Source organism: Acutalibacter sp. JLR.KK004 (assembly GCF_036941085.1).
Lineage (GTDB): Bacteria > Bacillota > Clostridia > Oscillospirales > Acutalibacteraceae > Acutalibacter.
The window spans coordinates 392,959-410,843 of the sequence record NZ_JAYMNQ010000003.1 but is presented as its reverse complement, the minus strand read 5'-3'; the positions used below and the strand labels follow the sequence as shown (position 1 = coordinate 410,843).

Annotated in this window: 16 protein-coding genes and 1 pseudogene; 14 read left to right on the top strand and 3 right to left on the bottom strand. The window is 48.0% G+C overall.

Translation table 11 applies throughout. The annotated features are described in order from the left end of the window. Nucleotides 1-46 precede the first annotated feature (46 nt). Nucleotides 47-1,048 (top strand): glycoside hydrolase family 130 protein, encoded by a 1,002-nt coding sequence (locus tag VSQ30_RS19750; RefSeq protein WP_160641753.1) that lies wholly within the window; start codon nucleotides 47-49, stop codon nucleotides 1,046-1,048. A gap of 375 nt (nucleotides 1,049-1,423) precedes the next feature. Next, entirely contained in the window at nucleotides 1,424-1,810 is a 387-nt protein-coding gene (locus VSQ30_RS19745; protein WP_334466841.1) for an IS110 family transposase, read from the top strand. A gap of 196 nt (nucleotides 1,811-2,006) precedes the next feature. On the opposite strand, the gene VSQ30_RS19740 is transcribed toward VSQ30_RS19745, so the two are convergent. From VSQ30_RS19740 to VSQ30_RS19730, 3 genes are all read right to left on the bottom strand, one after another. Continuing rightward, nucleotides 2,007-2,366, bottom strand: coding sequence for a hypothetical protein (locus VSQ30_RS19740; RefSeq protein ID WP_334466838.1), 360 nt, complete (start codon nucleotides 2,364-2,366; stop codon nucleotides 2,007-2,009). A 504-nt stretch (nucleotides 2,367-2,870) separates the two neighbouring features. Continuing rightward, nucleotides 2,871-3,845, bottom strand: a complete 975-nt coding sequence (locus VSQ30_RS19735) for a M56 family metallopeptidase (protein WP_334466835.1) — start codon at nucleotides 3,843-3,845, stop codon at nucleotides 2,871-2,873. Continuing rightward, nucleotides 3,842-4,276, bottom strand: a complete 435-nt coding sequence (locus VSQ30_RS19730) for a BlaI/MecI/CopY family transcriptional regulator (RefSeq protein ID WP_334466832.1) — start codon at nucleotides 4,274-4,276, stop codon at nucleotides 3,842-3,844. The genes VSQ30_RS19735 and VSQ30_RS19730 overlap by 4 nt, the downstream gene beginning before the upstream one ends. A 499-nt stretch (nucleotides 4,277-4,775) precedes the next feature. Here VSQ30_RS19730 and VSQ30_RS19725 point away from each other — a divergent pair, with 499 nt between their 5' ends. From VSQ30_RS19725 to VSQ30_RS19670, 12 genes and pseudogenes are all read left to right on the top strand, one after another. Then, nucleotides 4,776-4,976 (top strand): hypothetical protein, encoded by a 201-nt coding sequence (locus VSQ30_RS19725; RefSeq protein ID WP_334466829.1) that lies wholly within the window; start codon nucleotides 4,776-4,778, stop codon nucleotides 4,974-4,976. 65 nt (nucleotides 4,977-5,041) lie between these two features. Beyond that, complete coding sequence (locus VSQ30_RS19720; protein ID WP_334466827.1) at nucleotides 5,042-6,550, top strand: ABC transporter substrate-binding protein; 1,509 nt, start codon at nucleotides 5,042-5,044, stop codon at nucleotides 6,548-6,550. Nucleotides 6,551-7,374: 824 nt separating this feature from the next. Next, a complete protein-coding gene (locus tag VSQ30_RS19715) occupies nucleotides 7,375-8,700 on the top strand; it encodes a radical SAM/SPASM domain-containing protein (protein ID WP_334466824.1) in 1,326 nt (441 codons plus the stop codon). A gap of 45 nt (nucleotides 8,701-8,745) precedes the next feature. Next, complete coding sequence (locus tag VSQ30_RS19710; protein ID WP_334466821.1) at nucleotides 8,746-9,813, top strand: TIGR04066 family peptide maturation system protein; 1,068 nt, start codon at nucleotides 8,746-8,748, stop codon at nucleotides 9,811-9,813. Between the two features lie 260 nt (nucleotides 9,814-10,073). After that, nucleotides 10,074-11,834: an ABC transporter ATP-binding protein gene (locus VSQ30_RS19705; protein WP_334466818.1), complete on the top strand. Its 1,761-nt coding sequence runs from the start codon at nucleotides 10,074-10,076 to the stop codon at nucleotides 11,832-11,834. Continuing rightward, nucleotides 11,815-11,961 (top strand): hypothetical protein, encoded by a 147-nt coding sequence (locus VSQ30_RS19700; protein ID WP_334466815.1) that lies wholly within the window; start codon nucleotides 11,815-11,817, stop codon nucleotides 11,959-11,961. The genes VSQ30_RS19705 and VSQ30_RS19700 overlap by 20 nt, the downstream gene beginning before the upstream one ends. A gap of 42 nt (nucleotides 11,962-12,003) precedes the next feature. After that, nucleotides 12,004-12,672: a carbohydrate ABC transporter permease gene (locus VSQ30_RS19695; protein WP_334466812.1), complete on the top strand. Its 669-nt coding sequence runs from the start codon at nucleotides 12,004-12,006 to the stop codon at nucleotides 12,670-12,672. 12 nt (nucleotides 12,673-12,684) lie between these two features. Further along, the gene (locus tag VSQ30_RS19690; RefSeq protein WP_334466810.1) at nucleotides 12,685-13,557 is read left to right on the top strand and encodes a carbohydrate ABC transporter permease; all 873 of its coding nucleotides are present in this window, start codon (nucleotides 12,685-12,687) and stop codon (nucleotides 13,555-13,557) included. A 14-nt stretch (nucleotides 13,558-13,571) separates the two neighbouring features. Continuing rightward, on the top strand, nucleotides 13,572-13,994 hold the full coding sequence (locus VSQ30_RS19685) for a hypothetical protein (RefSeq protein ID WP_334466807.1): 423 nt from the start codon (nucleotides 13,572-13,574) through the stop codon (nucleotides 13,992-13,994). 12 nt (nucleotides 13,995-14,006) lie between these two features. Then, a pseudogene (locus VSQ30_RS19680) lies at nucleotides 14,007-15,176 on the top strand (ABC transporter ATP-binding protein). Between the two features lie 290 nt (nucleotides 15,177-15,466). Next, nucleotides 15,467-16,237, top strand: coding sequence for a hypothetical protein (locus tag VSQ30_RS19675; RefSeq protein WP_334466805.1), 771 nt, complete (start codon nucleotides 15,467-15,469; stop codon nucleotides 16,235-16,237). A 199-nt stretch (nucleotides 16,238-16,436) separates the two neighbouring features. Then, a complete protein-coding gene (locus tag VSQ30_RS19670; protein WP_334467025.1) occupies nucleotides 16,437-17,786 on the top strand; it encodes a relaxase/mobilization nuclease domain-containing protein in 1,350 nt (449 codons plus the stop codon). Nucleotides 17,787-17,885: the final 99 nt, after the last annotated feature.

Sequence of the window (17,885 nt, the reverse complement as noted above, 5' to 3'; positions counted from 1 at the left end):
GGAAAAGGGGCCTGCTGGGAATGTATTGAAAAGGAGCGTATGCAGTATGGCAAAAATTATCGGCAGGCCCGCCCTGCCCAACATGCCCTGGCAGGACAAGCCCGCGGGGTACGAAAAGCCTGTGTGGCGGTATGACGCGAACCCCATCATCAAGCGGGACGCCATTCCCACCTCCAACAGCATCTTCAATTCCGCCGTGGTGGTCTTTGGCGATGCTTACGCGGGCGTGTTCCGGTGCGACAACCGGGGCGTGGAGATGGACATCTTCGCCGGGTTCTCCAAGGACGGCGTACACTGGGACATCAACCATGAGCCTATTGTCTTTGAAGGGGAGAAGGACGTTATCCGCAAGGAGTACCGGTATGATCCCCGGGTGTGCTTCATTGAGGACAGGTATTATATCACCTGGTGCAACGGCTATCATGGCCCCACCATCGGCGTGGGCTACACCTACGACTTCAAAACCTTCTACCAGCTTGAGAACGCATTCCTGCCCTATAACCGCAACGGCGTACTGTTCCCCCGGAAAATCGGCGGGAATTTCGCCATGGTCAGCCGTCCCAGCGACACAGGCCACACGCCTTTCGGGGACATTTTCTACAGCGAATCCCCTGACCTGTGCTATTGGGGCAAGCACCGCTTCCTCTTTGGCACAGCAAACGGCTGGCAGTCCAAAAAGGTCGGCCCCGGGCCTACCCCCATTGAGACGGACGAGGGCTGGCTGATGATTTACCATGGCGTGCTCAATTCCTGCAATGGTTTTGTGTACCGCTTTGGCGTGGCCCTCCTGGACATTGACCGCCCCTGGATTGTGAAGGAGCGGGGCAGCTTTTATGTGTTCGGGCCTGAGGTGGACTACGAGCTGACTGGGGACGTGCCCAACGTCACCTTCCCCTGCGCCACCCTGACGGATCCGGAAACCGGGCGCATCACCATCTATTACGGCGCCGCCGATACGGTTACGGGCCTTGCCTTCACTACAGTGGACGAGCTGCTCTCCTATATGCGCCAGTATCCTATGGACGTGGGCGACCAGGAGAACAAATAAAACCTGCGGGCGAAGCAGAAAGCGTTCCGAAATAAGCAAGAGCGGCCTGCGTAAAAACGGGCTATGAGCGAAGCCCTCCTGTGCAGATGCCCGTCCGCACAGGGGGCATTTTGGTACTATAAAAGCGTAAATGGAAGGCATCGACGGATGTTGGACATTTGCGCTTATTTAATTACAATAGGGGAGTAATTGGCGGGACGAGGGGCTTTACTGGAGCGCAGCCTCCGAAACAAAAACAGTCCGCCATCCCTTATTGTAAACATTCGGTTAAGCAGGTTGGACCCAGGGAAAGGCATCCGCGTAACGAGCCAAACAGAATCGCAATAAGCGCAGATGGGATTCCAATTACAAAAAACCATATGGAGGAATCCGCAGATGACAAGCGTAGGTATTGATGTATCCAAGGGAAAAAGCATGGTGTGCATTTTGAAACCGTATGGAGAGATGCTGGTCGCGCCATATGAGGTAGTACATACCATGCCGGAATTAGACCGGCTGGTGTCCCTCATCCAGTCTCTGGAGGGGGAAGTGCGGATCGTGATGGAAGCAACAGGGGCGTATCACCTGCCGCTGGTTTCCCGGTCCAAGGAGGCTGGCCTGTTTGTGAGCGTTGTGAATCCGTACATCATGAAAAAGTATGCCCAGTCAGAATTCCGCAAGGGGAAGACGGATAAAATGGATTCCATACCAGAGTCATACGAACCCCGCCACAATCTACTTTGTAGGTACGGCGTTCGTGTTGGCCATGATGTTGCCCACTGAATGAGGCAATTAGAAAAGCACTCGGTGAAAACCGGGTGCTTCTTCTTTGCATATAATTCCGAGGCGGGAAGGAGTGAAAAAACCAGAATAGTGGTGCCGGAGGGGTGCTTCTATGTGGTGGGGGACAACCAGGAAGTGTCCGATGATTCAATGAGTTGGAAAGATCCATTTGTAGCTATAAGCAGAGTTATAGCTATCATTTAATATTTAGGTTTTTATCCTCGGAATTCAAAATAATTTTCTGTATGATTTTTCTTTGTTCAGCCCTTTCAAACCGATTTAGGTAATGCGAGCCACAGGTGAACGGGCTTACCTTTTTGGCCCAATGAAGCTGATCCCACTCCCGAGATGAATCCGTGGTGGCAATATACCAGCCAGATCCTTGAGTTGGTTGAATAATCTGGTTCTTCCGTTTCATCCGCCATAATGAATACCGGGCTGTAAAGCGGAAGGAAAAAAGATGGTCGCTGAGGACAGTATCCAAGCTGAAGGGGCGGCCTGTCTGCCAATAGTTTTGAAGGATTCTGCGTTGTGAAGCGGACAAAGTAAATTTCATAAAAACACCTCAGATAGAAGGGCAAAGGAGACAGCGTGAGCTTGGACATTGATACGGGCTAAACCGGCGGATGCACAGGAGATAGAATTATATTGTATTCAAGAAGGACGGCGCAGGAAGCCTTTATTCCTGCGCCGTTCTTTCGACTTATTTTGCATTTGTCAGTTCATATCGATCCAGTAAGGGTCTTCCCAACGGTGTCTTGTCACGTTCCAGCGGCGGTACTGCATTTTGCCGTTATAAACCCGCGTTCTAACTTCAATCACATCAGCAAGTGGCATAAAACCCATAATATTATTCCCTCCAACGAGTTATTCTGTTATCTGTTTATATCCAGAATCTATTAAAAAATGGGCAGACTCTTTTGAAATTGAGGCCACAATATCCCCGCCATGTATCACAGAATAAGTGCCATCTTCATTGTCAACAAGATAGCAATTATCTTTAGAAAGCCCAGTATAGTGTCCATCCCCCACTGGTTCTTCAATTTCTTCCCGAGGTGGCTCATAGCACGGCTGAACCACAAAAGAATAAGAAAAAAGCCATAAGCGCCGCCATGATGATACTGGTAACAGCCATAGCCAAGGTGACCCGTTTGGGCTTATGTTCATAGTTCAGTATGGCATCCGCACGCTGCAGCAGGTTTTTCTCTTTGTTATGAGCCAGCTCCGCCACAGCAAACATGGAAAAGTCAAGTGCATCTTTTTTGTCAGCAAAACAGATGGTCTTTTCCATTGTCCGCAAATAACTGACTCGATCTTCCAATTCCCTCTTGCTGGCTATAGTTAAATCGCATTTCAGTTCCAGCGTTTGGTTCAAGTCATGCTTGAGCAGATAGACAAGCGGGTTCCACCAAAAAGCATCCCGCAGCAGTTCCACCAAAAACTTTACCCAAATGTCATGGTTCTTCCAATGAGTAAATTCATGCTCCAGTGCGTTGCTAAAATCTTCGCTGGAATAAGGATAAGCAGGGAACAGTACAATGGGATGGAAAAAACCTGTTACGGCGGGTGATTGTACAACATTGGTCACATAGATGGTGAACTTTGGTATATGCAACCGTGATGCAGCTTCCTGCGCTTCTGCAAAAGGTTCGTCCTCTTCCTCGACCGGGACAAAGGATGACAAAAGCCGCCTGAATCTTCCATATGTCCTAAGAAAACGGACAAGAAAGAATAGGGTGCCAAGACCCCACAGTATACCCAGAATCTGGATGGGCATAACGGTAAGCCCATCCACTGGAGAGGTTAAGAAATAATCCACCGTGTTAATCAGGTCAATCCCCGTTACAACACGGGTAAATGACAGCATTTCAAGCGGGATGAAGCAACGGAGAAGGGCGCAGACAATCAGACAAACCAGCGGCCAAACGCCAAAGCACACGACCAGGCTCCGGGTCCTGCGGCAAAAACACAACAGTGAGATAAATATGCTGCTCCACAGCACAGCCATCGAGAAAGAGTAAATCGAAAAGGTCACTCTTCATCGCTCCCTTTGTTTTCTTCCCGCTTCTTTTTTATGAGTTTCTCGATCCCAGCCAGCACGGGTTCCGTGCCAGCGTCAGGGGAGAGCTCCATCAGAGCGGCAAGAATTTCCGGGATGTCTGTAGCCTGATAATCCTGCGTGGTATGAACCTGTAGGGCCAAAAATTCATTGCGGGAAACGGTGGGCGCATACCGCCGTGCGTTTTTCCGACCCATGCCCAGGTTATCCACAGGGACAAGATACTCTTTTGCAATCAGTTCGTTAATGAGGATGTGGAAAGAAGCCTTAGCGAATAAAGGGTTCTCCACATCCTCATTGGCTTTCTCCAGAATCTCCTGCTTGTTAAGGGGCCTGGGGGAATTCCAAAGAATCTGCAAAAGAGCAAGCTCAGAAACAGTGACCGATGAACTTGGACGTTTTGGCATAATTTCACCTCCTTAACTGCCAAAATAGCGTCTAGAAAAATATTATCAGACGGCGAGTGACTTGTCAAGAAGGTTTTTTTGCAATAGTCTTTTGAAATTTGGAAATCATAAAATAGAATACTTTTTTTACCTTATATTGACAACTAAGGAAAATTTTGATATAATCACCATCAACAGAATCTTCAAAGCAGTTTCCACATGGAGGTCAATTTGATGATGTGCATAAAGGAGAAATCGCTTTAGCCTTGGACCCTCTAGTATTTATGTTGTCTATAGTCAGCCTGTGGGCTGAAATCAGAGCAGGACAAGATTTTTGACGAACTAACAAAAAGCAGCGTCGCGCCAGAGAGCGAGGCGGAAGCCTCTTCCCAGGCCGCGCCGGAGGACGACAGTGCTGATATCAGTGGCACCTTGACCCTGAAAGCCCCCGGATAGTTTTTATTGGGAGAGATGGATTAAGCATTTCAACAAGAAATACCCCAACGTAGAGGCAAACCTGGTGGGAGCGGGCACAGACCGCACTGTTTACGCCCAGCAGACCATTGTGGAATTGATGGGCGGCGAAGCCCCGGCGGACTTGGTGGATTTGAACTATTTGCCCTATTATGAATGCGTGGAAAGCGGCATGTTTGAAAACCTGTTGATCTGGATGGATACAGCCAAAGCAAAATCCATTGACAAAAGTGACTGTGAGTCCTAAAATTTTGGCAAATAAGAGTTTTAATTGACAAAAAAGAGTATTCATACCCATAAGGAGGCATTACGATGCGTGTCAAACCTCTCATGTCCATTTTGCTGTTAGCCTTGCTACTGGCAAATATTTTATTGGGATGTCAATCCGAGCAAGACAAAATATATGATGAACTGACAAAAGATTCAAGCAGTGCAGGTCTGTCCAGCCAAATAGAAGAATTAAGCAGCCTTGAGGAGGACGATTTGAAGGGAGAACTTACCCTTATAGATACCTACACAGGAGACAGAAATGTGGGCTTGCCAGCCATCGCACAAGAATTCATGAAACTGCACCCGAAAGTTCAAATAAAGATAGAAGCGGGCATCCCGGTCAGCGAGCTTGAAACGCCGGGCGCGTATGAGAATTTCATGCAGCAGATTGCCGTGGAGCTTATGAGCGGTGAGGCTCCGGATATAATGGGCACGCTAGGGAACCTCACACCTCGTGATTGCGCATCCGCAAACCTGCTCTATGACCTATACCAATGGATGGAGCAGGATGAGAATTTTGTTTTGGATGACTACTATCGAAATCTATTTGAGGCTTTAGAGTATGACGGGAAACTGTTCACTCTGCCCATTGGCTTTTCCTGCGATGTAGTCTTTTTGAACCAGCACATTTTAGACGGCTTGGGAATAAAGCTGGAACCTTGGGATTCACTTGACTATACAGATATTCTGTCCATTTCCCGACAGGCAGAGGAGGAGGGGCTGGTAGCGGAAGACTATACCTTAGAATATATGGGTCTTAATAGCGGGTATTCGCTTTTTTATCAGGTTGAAATTCCGGATTTTATTAACATGCAGGAGAGCACTGTTCGTTTTGACTCCCCGGAATTTATTGATTATCTAAACGCCACAAAAGGAATTCTCTCTAGCCAAGAAATGGATGGCAGTGTAGTAACTTTAAGCGGCTCAAAATTTGTGAATGAGTTTGCGGAATCCAATGAATCAAGTAATACCTCCCTCTTTTTTAAGACAAGCATTGGGTTGGAAGATTTGACAACACTGGCTTATCCTCCTGAGGGCTGTGTCGGACCACTTTTGCTGACATCCCGACAAGGCACAGTTGCCTTTTACCCATCGCCTGCCCTCTCTGTTCCCACCAGCTGTAAAGATCCAGAATTGGCTTGGGAATTCCTGAAATTCTGCATCGCACCAGTAGAAAAGGCCGCCTACTGGAATCAATATCGACCGGATGGCAGCGTGGACATTGCGCGCGGTGTGTTGCCTGTCGCAAAAGAAAACATGCGCGCTTACGGCGATTTGTATGCACAGATTTGTGCGGCAAGGGAAGAAAAACAGAGTGGCGGGACAACAAGCTTTGCCCCCAACACATCCGACTCTCCATTGGTACAGCCTTTTTGGGATAACTTTTCTGAGTTTGTCTCTTCTGCAAACGCTACTAAGGGATATTACTTTGGGCTGTCAACTATAGTTGACCCGATTTTATTGGATTTTTACAGAACGGATTCCCTTTCTCCTGAGAATTGCGCAAAATTGATGCAGGAGAAAGCAGGACTCTATTTTGGAGAGAGATAAAACGCCAACTATTTGGATATGACGTGCTTACTGCAGAGTAAAACGTGTAACAAGACCTTACTCTATCTGCAGTGAAAATAGGATAGTAATGAACAACTGAACAACCGTTGTATGGATCATTGGTCAATTTCTCTGGTCAATTTCTCTGCTGTATTAAATATCTTTAGGGGAAATGACAAAAGCACGTTCTCATATTTTGCGGGGTCAGATAACGTAAACTGAGAGATTCATATGGCTATGTTCAAAAAGTAAGAACGGTAACTTGAATAATAATGTTAACCAATTTTACTTGTATTAAAGAACAGAAGGGAGGATGATGTATGAAAAAGCTTAACAAGGCAATCGGGAAAGCAAAGGTCAAAACATACTTTGACCTCCGCATTGTAGCGTGTGAATGCTATTATAACTGCGGTGGGTGTATTTGTTACTGCCCCACAAATAGCGTTGCAACGACTGTCAGTGGTACCACTAGTGTTCGTTATCAGCAGAGTGCCTTACAAGAAACGCTTGCAAGGCAATAAGCAGAAATATTTGCGCAGATCCTTAATTAGGAATTTCTTGACGATGTACTCATGTTCATAGGGGAAGTTATTCATGATAATGAGTAACAAGTTTTGATTTCGTGCATAAACTGCTTAAATTTTATTTGTTTACTGCAGAATGGGGAGGATCTTGCTTATATGGTTCTCCCTCATTTTGTGTTTCTAATTATAAAAAACTGTACAGCCCTTTGTGGATTTGAAAATGTAATGGATTTGAAAATGTAATTGTAACTCTATTCAATCCACTATAACTGAAATTCTAATGAAAAGGTAGTCGTAATTATGTTAAAAAAGTATATTTCCCTTCCCATAGGTGATTTCTGCTACGATGCGGGTGAGGGTACTTTGAGTGTTGCCAAAGGCAAGGAACCAAATGAGGCAACGGATTCCCTTGCGTTAGTTAGGTATATTGAACATCCTGCAACACAAAAGGTTGAAGAACTTTTGAAAACCTCATTATCCACACTTGTTCTCCAAGTAACACAGAACTGCAATTTACGTTGTGATTATTGCGCATACTCAGGAAAATACTATAATCGTGTTCATTCTATTAAGAGGATGACCCTAGATATAGCTCAAAGGGCTATCGATTTTTTCTTTTCCCATACTCAAGATTCGAGAGATGTTGTTATTGGGTTTTATGGCGGTGAACCGCTTTTAGAAATGGCTTTGATTAAGGAATGTGTTGCTTATATAAAAAGTGCATATTGGGGCAAAAGTGTTAGTTATATAACAACCACGAATGCAACTCTATTAACAGGAGAAGTTGTTGATTTTCTTGTAAACAATGATGTAAGTGTCATGGTCAGCTTTGATGGGCCCAAAGAAATTCATGACATAAATCGACATTTCGAAAATGGGAGAGGCTCCTTTGATCTCATCATGAAAAATTTGATGCAGATTAAGGAAAGATATCCCGAGTTTTACGCTAAGATACAGACGAACACTGTTCTCGCTCCAGAGGAAGATTACTCCTGTGTAAAAGAGTATTTTGATGCGGACACTATTATATCGGAATTATCGTCTAAATTGTCTTTGGTTCGTCCTGATGACTCAAAAGTGGTTGTAAAATATTCAGATAGATTGTTAGAAATACAAAATGAAGAAATCACCAAAGTGCTTTTATGGATGTTAAAAAAGATTAGGAAAGATCAAGTGTCAAAACTCTATCATTCGTATAATTTGTCGCTTCGGCAAAAATACAACCATCTATATCTCTATCGACATAAAAGGGAAGTTGGGCATCCGGGCGGGCCTTGCATACCTGGATACAAAAAGGTTTTTGTTGATGTTAGTGGAAACTTTTATCCTTGTGAAAAGGTGTCGGAATGTGAAGAAACTAGGATTGGATCGATAATGAACGGTTTTGATTACGACAAAATTGTGGATATGCTCAATATTGCACGCCTAACAGCGGATGAATGCAGCAAGTGCTGGTGTTTTACATTTTGCAATCAGTGTGTTGCATCCAGTATGGAACATAACAAGGTATCAAGGGATAAAAAACTTAGTATGTGCGCTGCCGTTCGGGCGAATACGGAACAATTTTTAAAGGAAATAGCTTTTCTACGGTATTTTGGATGTGATTTGGAAAGAGCGGAAAAATAGAAATAGTATACCGCAGAGCCATTTAGAAAGGTGTGGTCATGTATTATGAAACTAGCGGTTTTCCCTGTAACGAAAGATATAGCTGCACTTGTTCGACACAGCGACTTTTTGCAGAAGTATAAAAGTATCCATTTTATTTCACCTCCCGGCTTGATAAAGGAAGGCTCGGATTTATCGGAAGTGGATTTCGGCGTACCTACAGGAATCATGATTACAAATGATCTGCCTGCAGCATTGGCTGACTCTGATAGCATTCTCTTGAGTTACTCTGAACATGTAATTGACCCGATTGTTTATTTAAATGTGACAGAGCTTGCGCGGGAGAAGAAGAAAAGTATATTGTTTACTTCGGAACTTCTTGAATATTTAGGTGAAAAATATGAGCTCCAGGAAACTGATGCAATCATTGACTCGCAGCCAGAACAATTTGGAGATGAGGATAAATTAGACGAGCACCTTTATCGTATTCCTGTCCCGGTAGTTGCAGTGGCTGGAATTGGATTTAACTGTGATAAGTTTAGCATCCAGATGAAATTAAACAGTTATTTCAAAACTGAAGGATACAAAGTGCTGTGCTTTGGCAGCAATGCTCTCTCCCCACTTGCAGGGATAAATTCTTTTCCTAAATGTGCTATATCGAGTAATTTAGGCATCAAACAAAGGATTCTTGCGTTTAACCATCATGTATATGATACAGCTCTAAAGGAAAACCCGGATCTGATTATTATCGGCGTTCCAGGAGGTATAATGGAATGCAATCCCAGACTGTTTGAATTTTGGGAAGAAATTCCATTGATCGTTTTTTCTGCACTGGAAGTTGATGCTTCTGTGATAAGCTTATATTCTTATCCATATTCCAACAATTTTTTTGAAGAAATCATGAAAACCTGTAGATACAAATATGGGTTTCTTCCGACTGTATACAATATTTGCAATATGGATTATGATTTCTCTACCGAATCAGAAAGAAACATTTTCTCTAGGATCCCACGTGATGCCTTTATGAAAAAAATCTTTTCTAAAATTGAAAAGAATAAATTTAATGTTTTGTCAACAGAACTTGTCGGAAACGACGAAATGATGTTTCGAAAAATTCTTGCAGAATTGGAGTGAGGAAAACATGCTATCCAAGGCCTCAATACAAAGAGATGTATGTGACTGGCTTTGTAAAAACAATTCAAAAGCAGTTACATCTTTTGAAACGAGTTTGTGTTCTAGAACCAATGATTTTGAACCTGTTCAAGTAGCATATGCCATTTTGATGTGTGAACAGGAATATGGCATTTCGATAGAAAAAATGTTTGACACGATTAAGGTAATTTCTGTGAATTCAATTGTTGATTTCATTTTCATGAATGGGAAGTCGCACTGCAATGAGAGCAATGAAAAATAAGACAATTTGCGATGCTGGATCTGTATCAAGAATGCTTGTTGGAAATAAAAAAAACAGACATACATTTAAACGTGTTTTATCATATCTCAAGCCTTTTAAAAAAGAATTCGTACTGGTTGGTTTAACAATGCTGGTTTCTGTCGTTATAGGTTTCTTCCAGCCGCTAGTCATCCAAGCCATCACTGATGACGGTATGCTCCAGCAAAATATGATTGTAATTGTGCGTTCTGTCTTTGTGCTGATAGTACTTATAGTGGTGAACCAAACTATTGATCTCTGGCAGACTCGTATTTTCGTAGACGTACATAATAAGTCCTACTATGCTGTTTTCCACCAGATTTTTGAGAAGCTCCTGCACCTAAAAAAAACATATTTCGAGGATAAAAATAACACAGAAATTTTGAGTTTCCTACAGATGGACGTATCTCAGGTCTCCTCCATTACCGACCGTTATATAGCTATGAGTGCAAGCTATATTTTCTGGATCATCAGCGGTTTAGTGGGCCTTTTCGTCATCAGTTGGAAGCTGGCCCTGGTAGTGCTAGCCATGGTACCTGTGAAGTTTTTTCTGGTGAAGGGTATGTCAAAGCGCCGGGAAGATGCGATGGACGAATTGTTAGATTCCAGTAGGGATTTCTCCCGCTGGTTCGGGGATAACCTTAATGGTGTGGATGAAATCAAACTTTGGAACTTGTTCCAATCTAGGGAGAAAATTTTCTCGGAAAAACAATGGGAACTGCTGAAGTTAGAGAAAAAAGGCACAATGATTGATGGGTGGAATACTTTCTGGGAAGTGCTGCTGGAGTGGTCAGTGACCATTGTGCTATATTTGTTGGGCGGCTGGCTCATCTGCACAGGCAGTTTGACCATCGGTGCAGTGTTTGCATTTTCTAGTTATTCTGTCTATGTGACCGGGCCCGTGTCTGCGCTCATCAACCTGAAAATGTACTTTGCGCGCATCGCGCCCTCGGCCCGCAGGCTGTTTCAGTTTTTGGATATGGAGACAGAGCTGGATTCCGATAGAAAACATATTGAAAACAAGCCGCCAAAATTGGAGTTTCGGGATGTGGCGTTCTGTTATGAGGAGAACCGACCTATCCTGCAAGGGATAAATTTTACGGTGGATCCGGGTGAAAAAATCGCCATTATCGGCCAGAACGGCAGCGGAAAATCAACCATCCTTAACATACTTCTGCGCTTTTACCTGCCTGACGCAGGACAAGTGCTGGCGGACGGGATAGATGTGAATTCCCTGTCTTTGGAGAGTTACCGTAGCCTGTTTTCCGTGGTCAGCCAGGAACCTTATCTGTTTTTGGGTGACATCCTTGAGAATGCAGATTTGACCGGGAAGGCAACACCGGAACAGTTGCGTGCTGCCTTAAAAGATAGTGGCGTGGCAAGCTACATAACCCGTATGCCCGACGGGGAAAAGACCCAAATTGGGCGTAACGGAGCAAAGCTATCTGGCGGAGAGAAGCAAAAACTGGCGGTGGCCCGCGCCTTGCTGAAGGATGCACCTGTGGTAATTTTAGATGAAGCTACCTCTGGGTTCGATGTGGAATCGGACGCCTATCTGCATGACATCATCGTGAACCAGATGCGGGAAAAGTCTGTGATTATGATAACCCATCATTACAATAATTTGGAGGGGATGGGCAAGGTGTATCGGTTAAATGACGGTGTGTTGACGGAAGTCCGTGCAACAGAAGGAGAGGCTAATCTTGATGAGAAAGAAAAGTAGTGTCTACTGGTTCTTCCTGCTGCCCAGCCTGCTGGGGGTGCTGCTGTTCTACGCCATCCCCTTCCTGTTCTCCCTGTACTACGCTCTGGTAGACAACATGGGGGCCCAGAAATTCGTAGGCTTGTAGAACTTTATCGACACCCTGACGAACTCCCTGTTCCAATCGGCGGTGCTGAACACCACCATCTTCATCGCCCTCTCTGTACCTTTGGGCATGGCCCTTTCCCTGTTTTTATCCCTGTGCCTTCAGGGCATGAAAAGGGGCCGCGCCCCGGCCACCATGCTGATGCTTTTGCCCCTAGTAGTGCCCTCGGGCGCCATCGTGTATTTCTGGAAGGTGCTTTTTGACGCCAACGGCCTTGTGCAGAAGCTACTTTTGCAGATGGGCTTCGAGCACGAGGTGGTAGCCCAAAACGGCTGGGCCATGGGTGTGCTGGTGGCCGTGTTCCTGTGGAAGAACGTAAGCTATAATATCGTGCTGTTTTGGTCGGGCCTCAACTGGATACCCAAAACCTACTACGAACAGATGGCCCTGGAGGGCGCGGGGAAGTGGAAGCAGTTTACGAACGTGACGTGGATCTACCTGAGCCCCACTACCTTCGTCGTGCTGTTAATGAGCATTGTCAACTCATTCAAAGTGTTCAAAGAGGTCTACATGCTCTACGGCGCGTACCCCAGCCCGAACATCTATATGCTGCAGCACTACATGAACAACCAGTTCCTGTCGCTGAACATGCAGAAGCTCTCCAGCGCGGCATACATCTTGTTCTTAGTCATCGGCATCGTGCTTCTCATCGTCTTCTACGCCCAAAAACGCGTCACCGACGCCTACCAGTAAGGGGGTGTTCACATGAAAACCCGACACATTCCCTCTATGATCTGCATCATGGTCTCGGCGGCGGTGGCCGTGTTCCCCATCGTGTTCATCTTTGTCAATTCCTTCATGAGCGGCAGCGAGATCGTCAGCCGCTATTCGGCCGAGATTTTGCCGACAAATGCAGATGATTTTACTTCCCACGGCATCCACTTCGTGCGCTTTGGGCTGCTGCCCCGCGAGTTCACCTTAGACCAGTACAAGCAGCTGCTCCTGCAGAGCCCGGGGTACCTGCGCATGTTCTGGAACTCGGTGCTGCTGGTGGTGCCGGTGCTCATCGGCCAGTGCGTCATCGCGCCGCTGGCGGCCTACGCTTTCGAGAACATCAAGTGGAAATATAAAGAAGCTATCTTCTTCATGTACATCATCGTCATGCTCATGCCCACGCAGATATTGCTGGTGCCAAACTTCATCGTGGCGGGGTGGCTGAACATCCGGGAGTCGTACCTGGCCATCATCCTGCCGGCGCTGTTCCACCCGCTGGGGGTGTTCCTCATCCGGCAGCAGCTGAAAAACTTTCCGAAAGAGTGCCTGGAAGCCGCCGCCCTGGACGGGGCGGGGCCCTGGCGCACCTATTGGTACATCGTGCGGTCGAACCTGAAATCGGTGGTGGCGGCGCTGGTGGTGCTGCTGTTCGCGGACAACTGGAACATCGTGGACCAAGCGGTTGTTTTTATTAAAAACACCTTCGATAATCCCCTGTCCGTGTACCTGGGCAACGTGGTGACGGGCGACCCGGGCATGTTCTTCGCGGTGTCGGTGTTCTACCTGATACCGGCGCTGCTGGTGTTCCTCTTAGGCCAGGATTATCTCACGGAAGGCATCGCGCTGTCCAGCGTGAAGTCGTGAAAGGAGGGGTTTTTGTGGCGAACAGTGGCAAGCATCATGCGGAACCCGTGAAAAAGGAACAAAAAGTGAAAACCTCCCGGATGGTGTATTTATGCATAGCGGCTGTATATTTCCTGGTAGTAGTGGGGGCCACAGCCTACAGCCTGACCGCCTATCAGGACAGTCTGCCTCGTGTGAAGCTGGTAAAATCCGCCGGGGGGCGGCTGCCCCCGGAATGCCTCATAGACGGGCCAGAGGGAAAAATCATGAACACCGTGGAGCGCCAGGACGGCCCCTGGGGCAAGCGATATGTGATAAAGCAGTTGACCATTTACGCCTGTCAGGAGCTGCCGGACGGGGGTTTCTTTATGTACGAAGCCATCAATGGCGAGAATCCCGTTGTGCGCGGCACTACTGCGGATTTCCTCTGGGACGGCATGGAAGTCCGAATCGCGTAGGAGGGGAAAGAAATGGCAAGTTTGCAGCTAAAAAATTTGAAGAAGATCTATCCGCACAGTGCCAATACCCGCAAAGGGACAGAGAAGGAGACAAACCTTCAGATCACCGATGAGGGCGTTGTAGCGGTGCAGGAATTCAACCTGGACATCGCCGACAAGGAGTTTGTGGTGCTGGTGGGGCCCTCGGGCTGCGGCAAGACCACCACTTTGCGCATGGTGGCCGGGCTGGAGGAGATCACCGCCGGGGAGCTCTACATCGACGGCAAACTCATGAACGATGTGGAGCCCAAGGACCGGGACATCTCTATGGTGTTTCAAAGCTATGCCCTGTACCCACACATGAAAGTCTGGGAGAATATCGGCTTCCCCCTGAAGCTGCGCAAGGTGGATAAGGCCACTATCCGCAGGCGTGTGAAAGAGGTGGCAGAAATTTTGGATATTTCCGAATACTTAGACCGCAAGCCCAAGGAGCTTTCCGGCGGGCAGAAGCAGCGAGTGGCTATCGGTCGGGCCATTGTGAGGGAGCCAAAGGTGCTGCTGATGGACGAACCTCTCTCCAACCTGGATGCCAAGCTGCGCAACCATATGCGCACGGAGATTATCAAGCTACGACAGAAGATAAACACCACATTTATCTATGTTACCCACGACCAGACGGAAGCTATGACTCTGGGCGACCGCATCGTCATTATGAAGGACGGCTTTATCCAGCAGATCGGCACGCCCCAGGAAGTCTTTGACCACCCGGCGAATTTATTTGTGGCAGGCTTTATCGGTACGCCGCAGATGAACTTCTTTGAAGGCGAGCTGCTGCAGGACGAGGACGGTTACAGCATCACCGTGGAGGGCCAACCCATGGCGCTGCCTCTGGAGAAGCAGAACCGTCTGGCTGCAGGGAGTGTGCAGCCCCAGAAGATAAAAGCGGGAGTGCGGCCCGACTACCTGTACCCCGCCGGGGACGGGAAGGGTCTGGCCGCCAAAGTCGAGGTCACAGAAATGATGGGAAGTGAGGTGCACGTACACTGCTCGGTGGACGGGAAGGAGGCGGTGCTCATTGTGCCTACTGTGAATAAGGATGGCCGGCACTTCTAGCCGCCTGGGGTGGGGGAACAAATCTCCATTGGCTTTAGAGCAGAATTGTGCCACTTGTTTGGCGAGGACGGACGGAATTTGGAGTTGTGAAGAATTTAATTCTTAGCACTGCTCTATGAGAAGAGGAGGCAATAGATATAGACATTGTAGTGATCGACAACTGGATCTCCCCCACAAGCCTACATGAAAAAACTGGACGAAACATTCGGGTAATGCAGATACAGGACGGAAAGTGCATCCCCCAAACAGATACAGGCAGTAGCAACTCACACGGCACCATCTGCGCCTCCATCCTGGCCGAAGCTTTGCCGGAACATATCCATCTCACAGGCTACTCCTGCCTCGGCGATGATGGACGGCCTTCGTTGGATGGGGTTTGCATGGCACTTGAAATCTGCCTGGGGAAACGGCCTGCATATATCAGTATGAGTATCGGTAGCGAAAACTGGCTGGAAACGGAAGAACTAGCTGAATTGACAAAAAAGCTCGCTGGTGCGGGTACTCATATCTTTGCCGCCTGCGCCAACAAAGGGCATATCGCTTTCCCGGCAGCATACCCGTGGGTGCTCGGCGTGCGCTACGAGGCTGGCATTTCTGGGCTTTATCGGGAGGAAAACTCGCCCATTGGGTGCAACATTGTCGTAGGCGATTTTTCTTCCTGCGTGCTGGACAAAATGGCCGAAGAAAATCCTTTCTTCGAGTGCCGCACTAATAGTATGGCTACTCCGTATGCCTTGGAAAAAATAGTCTCAGAGGCTGTTCCTCTGTCTGATCTTCCACGAAGGGCAGGCCAGAAAATGGCAGAGATTCCAAAGAAACTGCTCATGCCGGTTGTGGCGGTCACTGGCCCTGTGGGAAAAATGAAAGAACTTCTGGCCTTGCTCCAGAAGGAAAGCTATCAGGCAGCGCTGCTCACAGACCGGGCGGAAACAGATTGGGTGGATATGGTTTTACATGTTGAGGTCGAGGGTTTTGCATCATGGGTAAAGCCACTGGCAGAAGCCGGAATTTTGCTGTTGGACGTGTCGGGAGAGTTGGCAAAGTTGAAACATTTCAGCGACTATGATGTTGATTTGGGGCAAAAAGACACGCAAACAGCATACATGGAGATCCTACAGTTTTTTGGAACTGCCGAGGAGAAAGGAGGATGAGTCAGATTGGCGGCAATGGTATCCTCCATGTGCTGGGGAGCCTGCCGCCGCAGGCGGGACACCTCCCGGTCTGTTATGAATTTTTGGAATGAATAGCTGTCACCCATCGCCGTTGCCATCGACAGCCAGCAGTCCTCCCCGTCCCAGGCGCAGGCAAAGCGCATGAGGGAGCTGGACGAGAAGAAGCTCTTAAACGGGGATCCGTGACTGCCTGGACTATGGGAAGAACCCGGAGAAAACCGAAGGTAAATATCTCTCTGCCTATGAGTGCGACCCGGCCACGGTGGCGGAAGAATTTCTTCTTGCCAAAGCCAGCTACAAGGCCGCAACGGGACGGGAGCAGAAAAAGGAAACGGACGTACTCTGTTACCAGATACGCATGGCCTTCTATCCCGGCGAGATCACACCGAAAGAGGCAAACCGTATCGGCTATGAATTGGCTATGCGCTGGACGAAGGGCCGCCACGCCTTCCTTGTGACGACCCACACGGACAAGAAGCATATCCACTGTCACATCTATTACAATTCCACTTCCCTTGACTGTTCCCGGAAGTTCCGAAACTTTTGGGGCTCCAGCTTCGCCCTCCGGCGGCTCTCTGACAGGCTGTGTCTGGAAAACAGCCTCTCCATTGTGGAGAACCCGAAGCCCCGGAGCAAGAGCAAATACAAACATTATGGGGAGTGGCAGAAAGAGCGAAAGCGGCCTCTAAACTTTCAAGAACGGCTCTGTCTTGCCATAGACAGTGCACTTGCGAAGCGTCCCTCCAGTCTGGAAGAATTTCTCGACCTGATGAAGCAGGCCGGGTATGAAGTAAAGAAAGTCCGGGGCGGCGGTCTTAGCTTTCGCCTGCCCGGCGGAGGGCAGGACCGCTTTACCCGGCTGCGTGCTTCTACGCTGGGGGAAGGCTACGACCTGAAGGACATAATGGCCGCTATTGAGGGCGGAACCGGGCGGCGTGGGCCGGAAAGAAAAATCAGCCTCGCCGTGGATATACAGGCGAAGCTGGCCGAGGGAAAAGGCCCGGGCTATGAGCGGTGGGCGAAGGTGTTCAATCTCAAACAGATGGCCGCCGCCCTTGCCTACTTGCAGGACAACGGCCTGACAGAATACAGCCAGTTGGAGAAAAAAGCGGAAGAAGCCTCTGACCGTTTCCATGCCCTTTCCTGCCAGATCAAGCAGACGGAAACGGCGCTGAAAGCCAATGCGGAATTGAAGGCGGCCACGGTACAGTATGCGAAAACCCGTCCTGTCTTTGATAAGTACAAAGCGTCAAAGTACAGTCGGAAATTCCTTGCGGAACATGAGGCAGATATAGAACTCTACCGGGCGGCGCAGGCCGATATGCGGCGTCTACTTGGAGGGGCAAAGCTCCCGAAGATGGAGGCGCAGAAAGAGGAAGGGCGAAAGCTGGCCGCAAAGAAAAAGCGGCTCTATGGGGAATACCAGAAAGCCCGCCGGGATATGCAGGAGGTCTTGACGATCAAGGCGAACATTGACTGCCTGCTGGGCTACTCGGAGCCTGCAAAGAAGAAAGAAATGGAGCGTTGAGGGTATGAGAAATAAGGAGCAAAGCGACGCGATCACTTCGGGCCAACATGGCCCGAAGTTGCCGGGTTTGGGGCGGGCCCCAACAAGCGGCGTTTGTGG

Bases quoted from the DNA above. Each gene is read 5' to 3' on its own strand.
- VSQ30_RS19750 (WP_160641753.1), top strand. From the start codon at position 47: ATGGCAAAAATTATCGGCAGGCCCGCCCTGCCCAACATGCCCTGGCAG.
- VSQ30_RS19745 (WP_334466841.1), top strand. From the start codon at position 1,424: ATGACAAGCGTAGGTATTGATGTATCCAAGGGAAAAAGCATGGTGTGC.
- VSQ30_RS19740 (WP_334466838.1), bottom strand. From the start codon at position 2,366: ATGAAATTTACTTTGTCCGCTTCACAACGCAGAATCCTTCAAAACTAT.
- VSQ30_RS19730 (WP_334466832.1), bottom strand. From the start codon at position 4,276: ATGCCAAAACGTCCAAGTTCATCGGTCACTGTTTCTGAGCTTGCTCTT.
- VSQ30_RS19720 (WP_334466827.1), top strand. From the start codon at position 5,042: ATGCGTGTCAAACCTCTCATGTCCATTTTGCTGTTAGCCTTGCTACTG.
- VSQ30_RS19715 (WP_334466824.1), top strand. From the start codon at position 7,375: ATGTTAAAAAAGTATATTTCCCTTCCCATAGGTGATTTCTGCTACGAT.
- VSQ30_RS19710 (WP_334466821.1), top strand. From the start codon at position 8,746: ATGAAACTAGCGGTTTTCCCTGTAACGAAAGATATAGCTGCACTTGTT.
- VSQ30_RS19705 (WP_334466818.1), top strand. From the start codon at position 10,074: ATGAGAGCAATGAAAAATAAGACAATTTGCGATGCTGGATCTGTATCA.
- VSQ30_RS19690 (WP_334466810.1), top strand. From the start codon at position 12,685: ATGAAAACCCGACACATTCCCTCTATGATCTGCATCATGGTCTCGGCG.
- VSQ30_RS19675 (WP_334466805.1), top strand. From the start codon at position 15,467: ATGGCACTTGAAATCTGCCTGGGGAAACGGCCTGCATATATCAGTATG.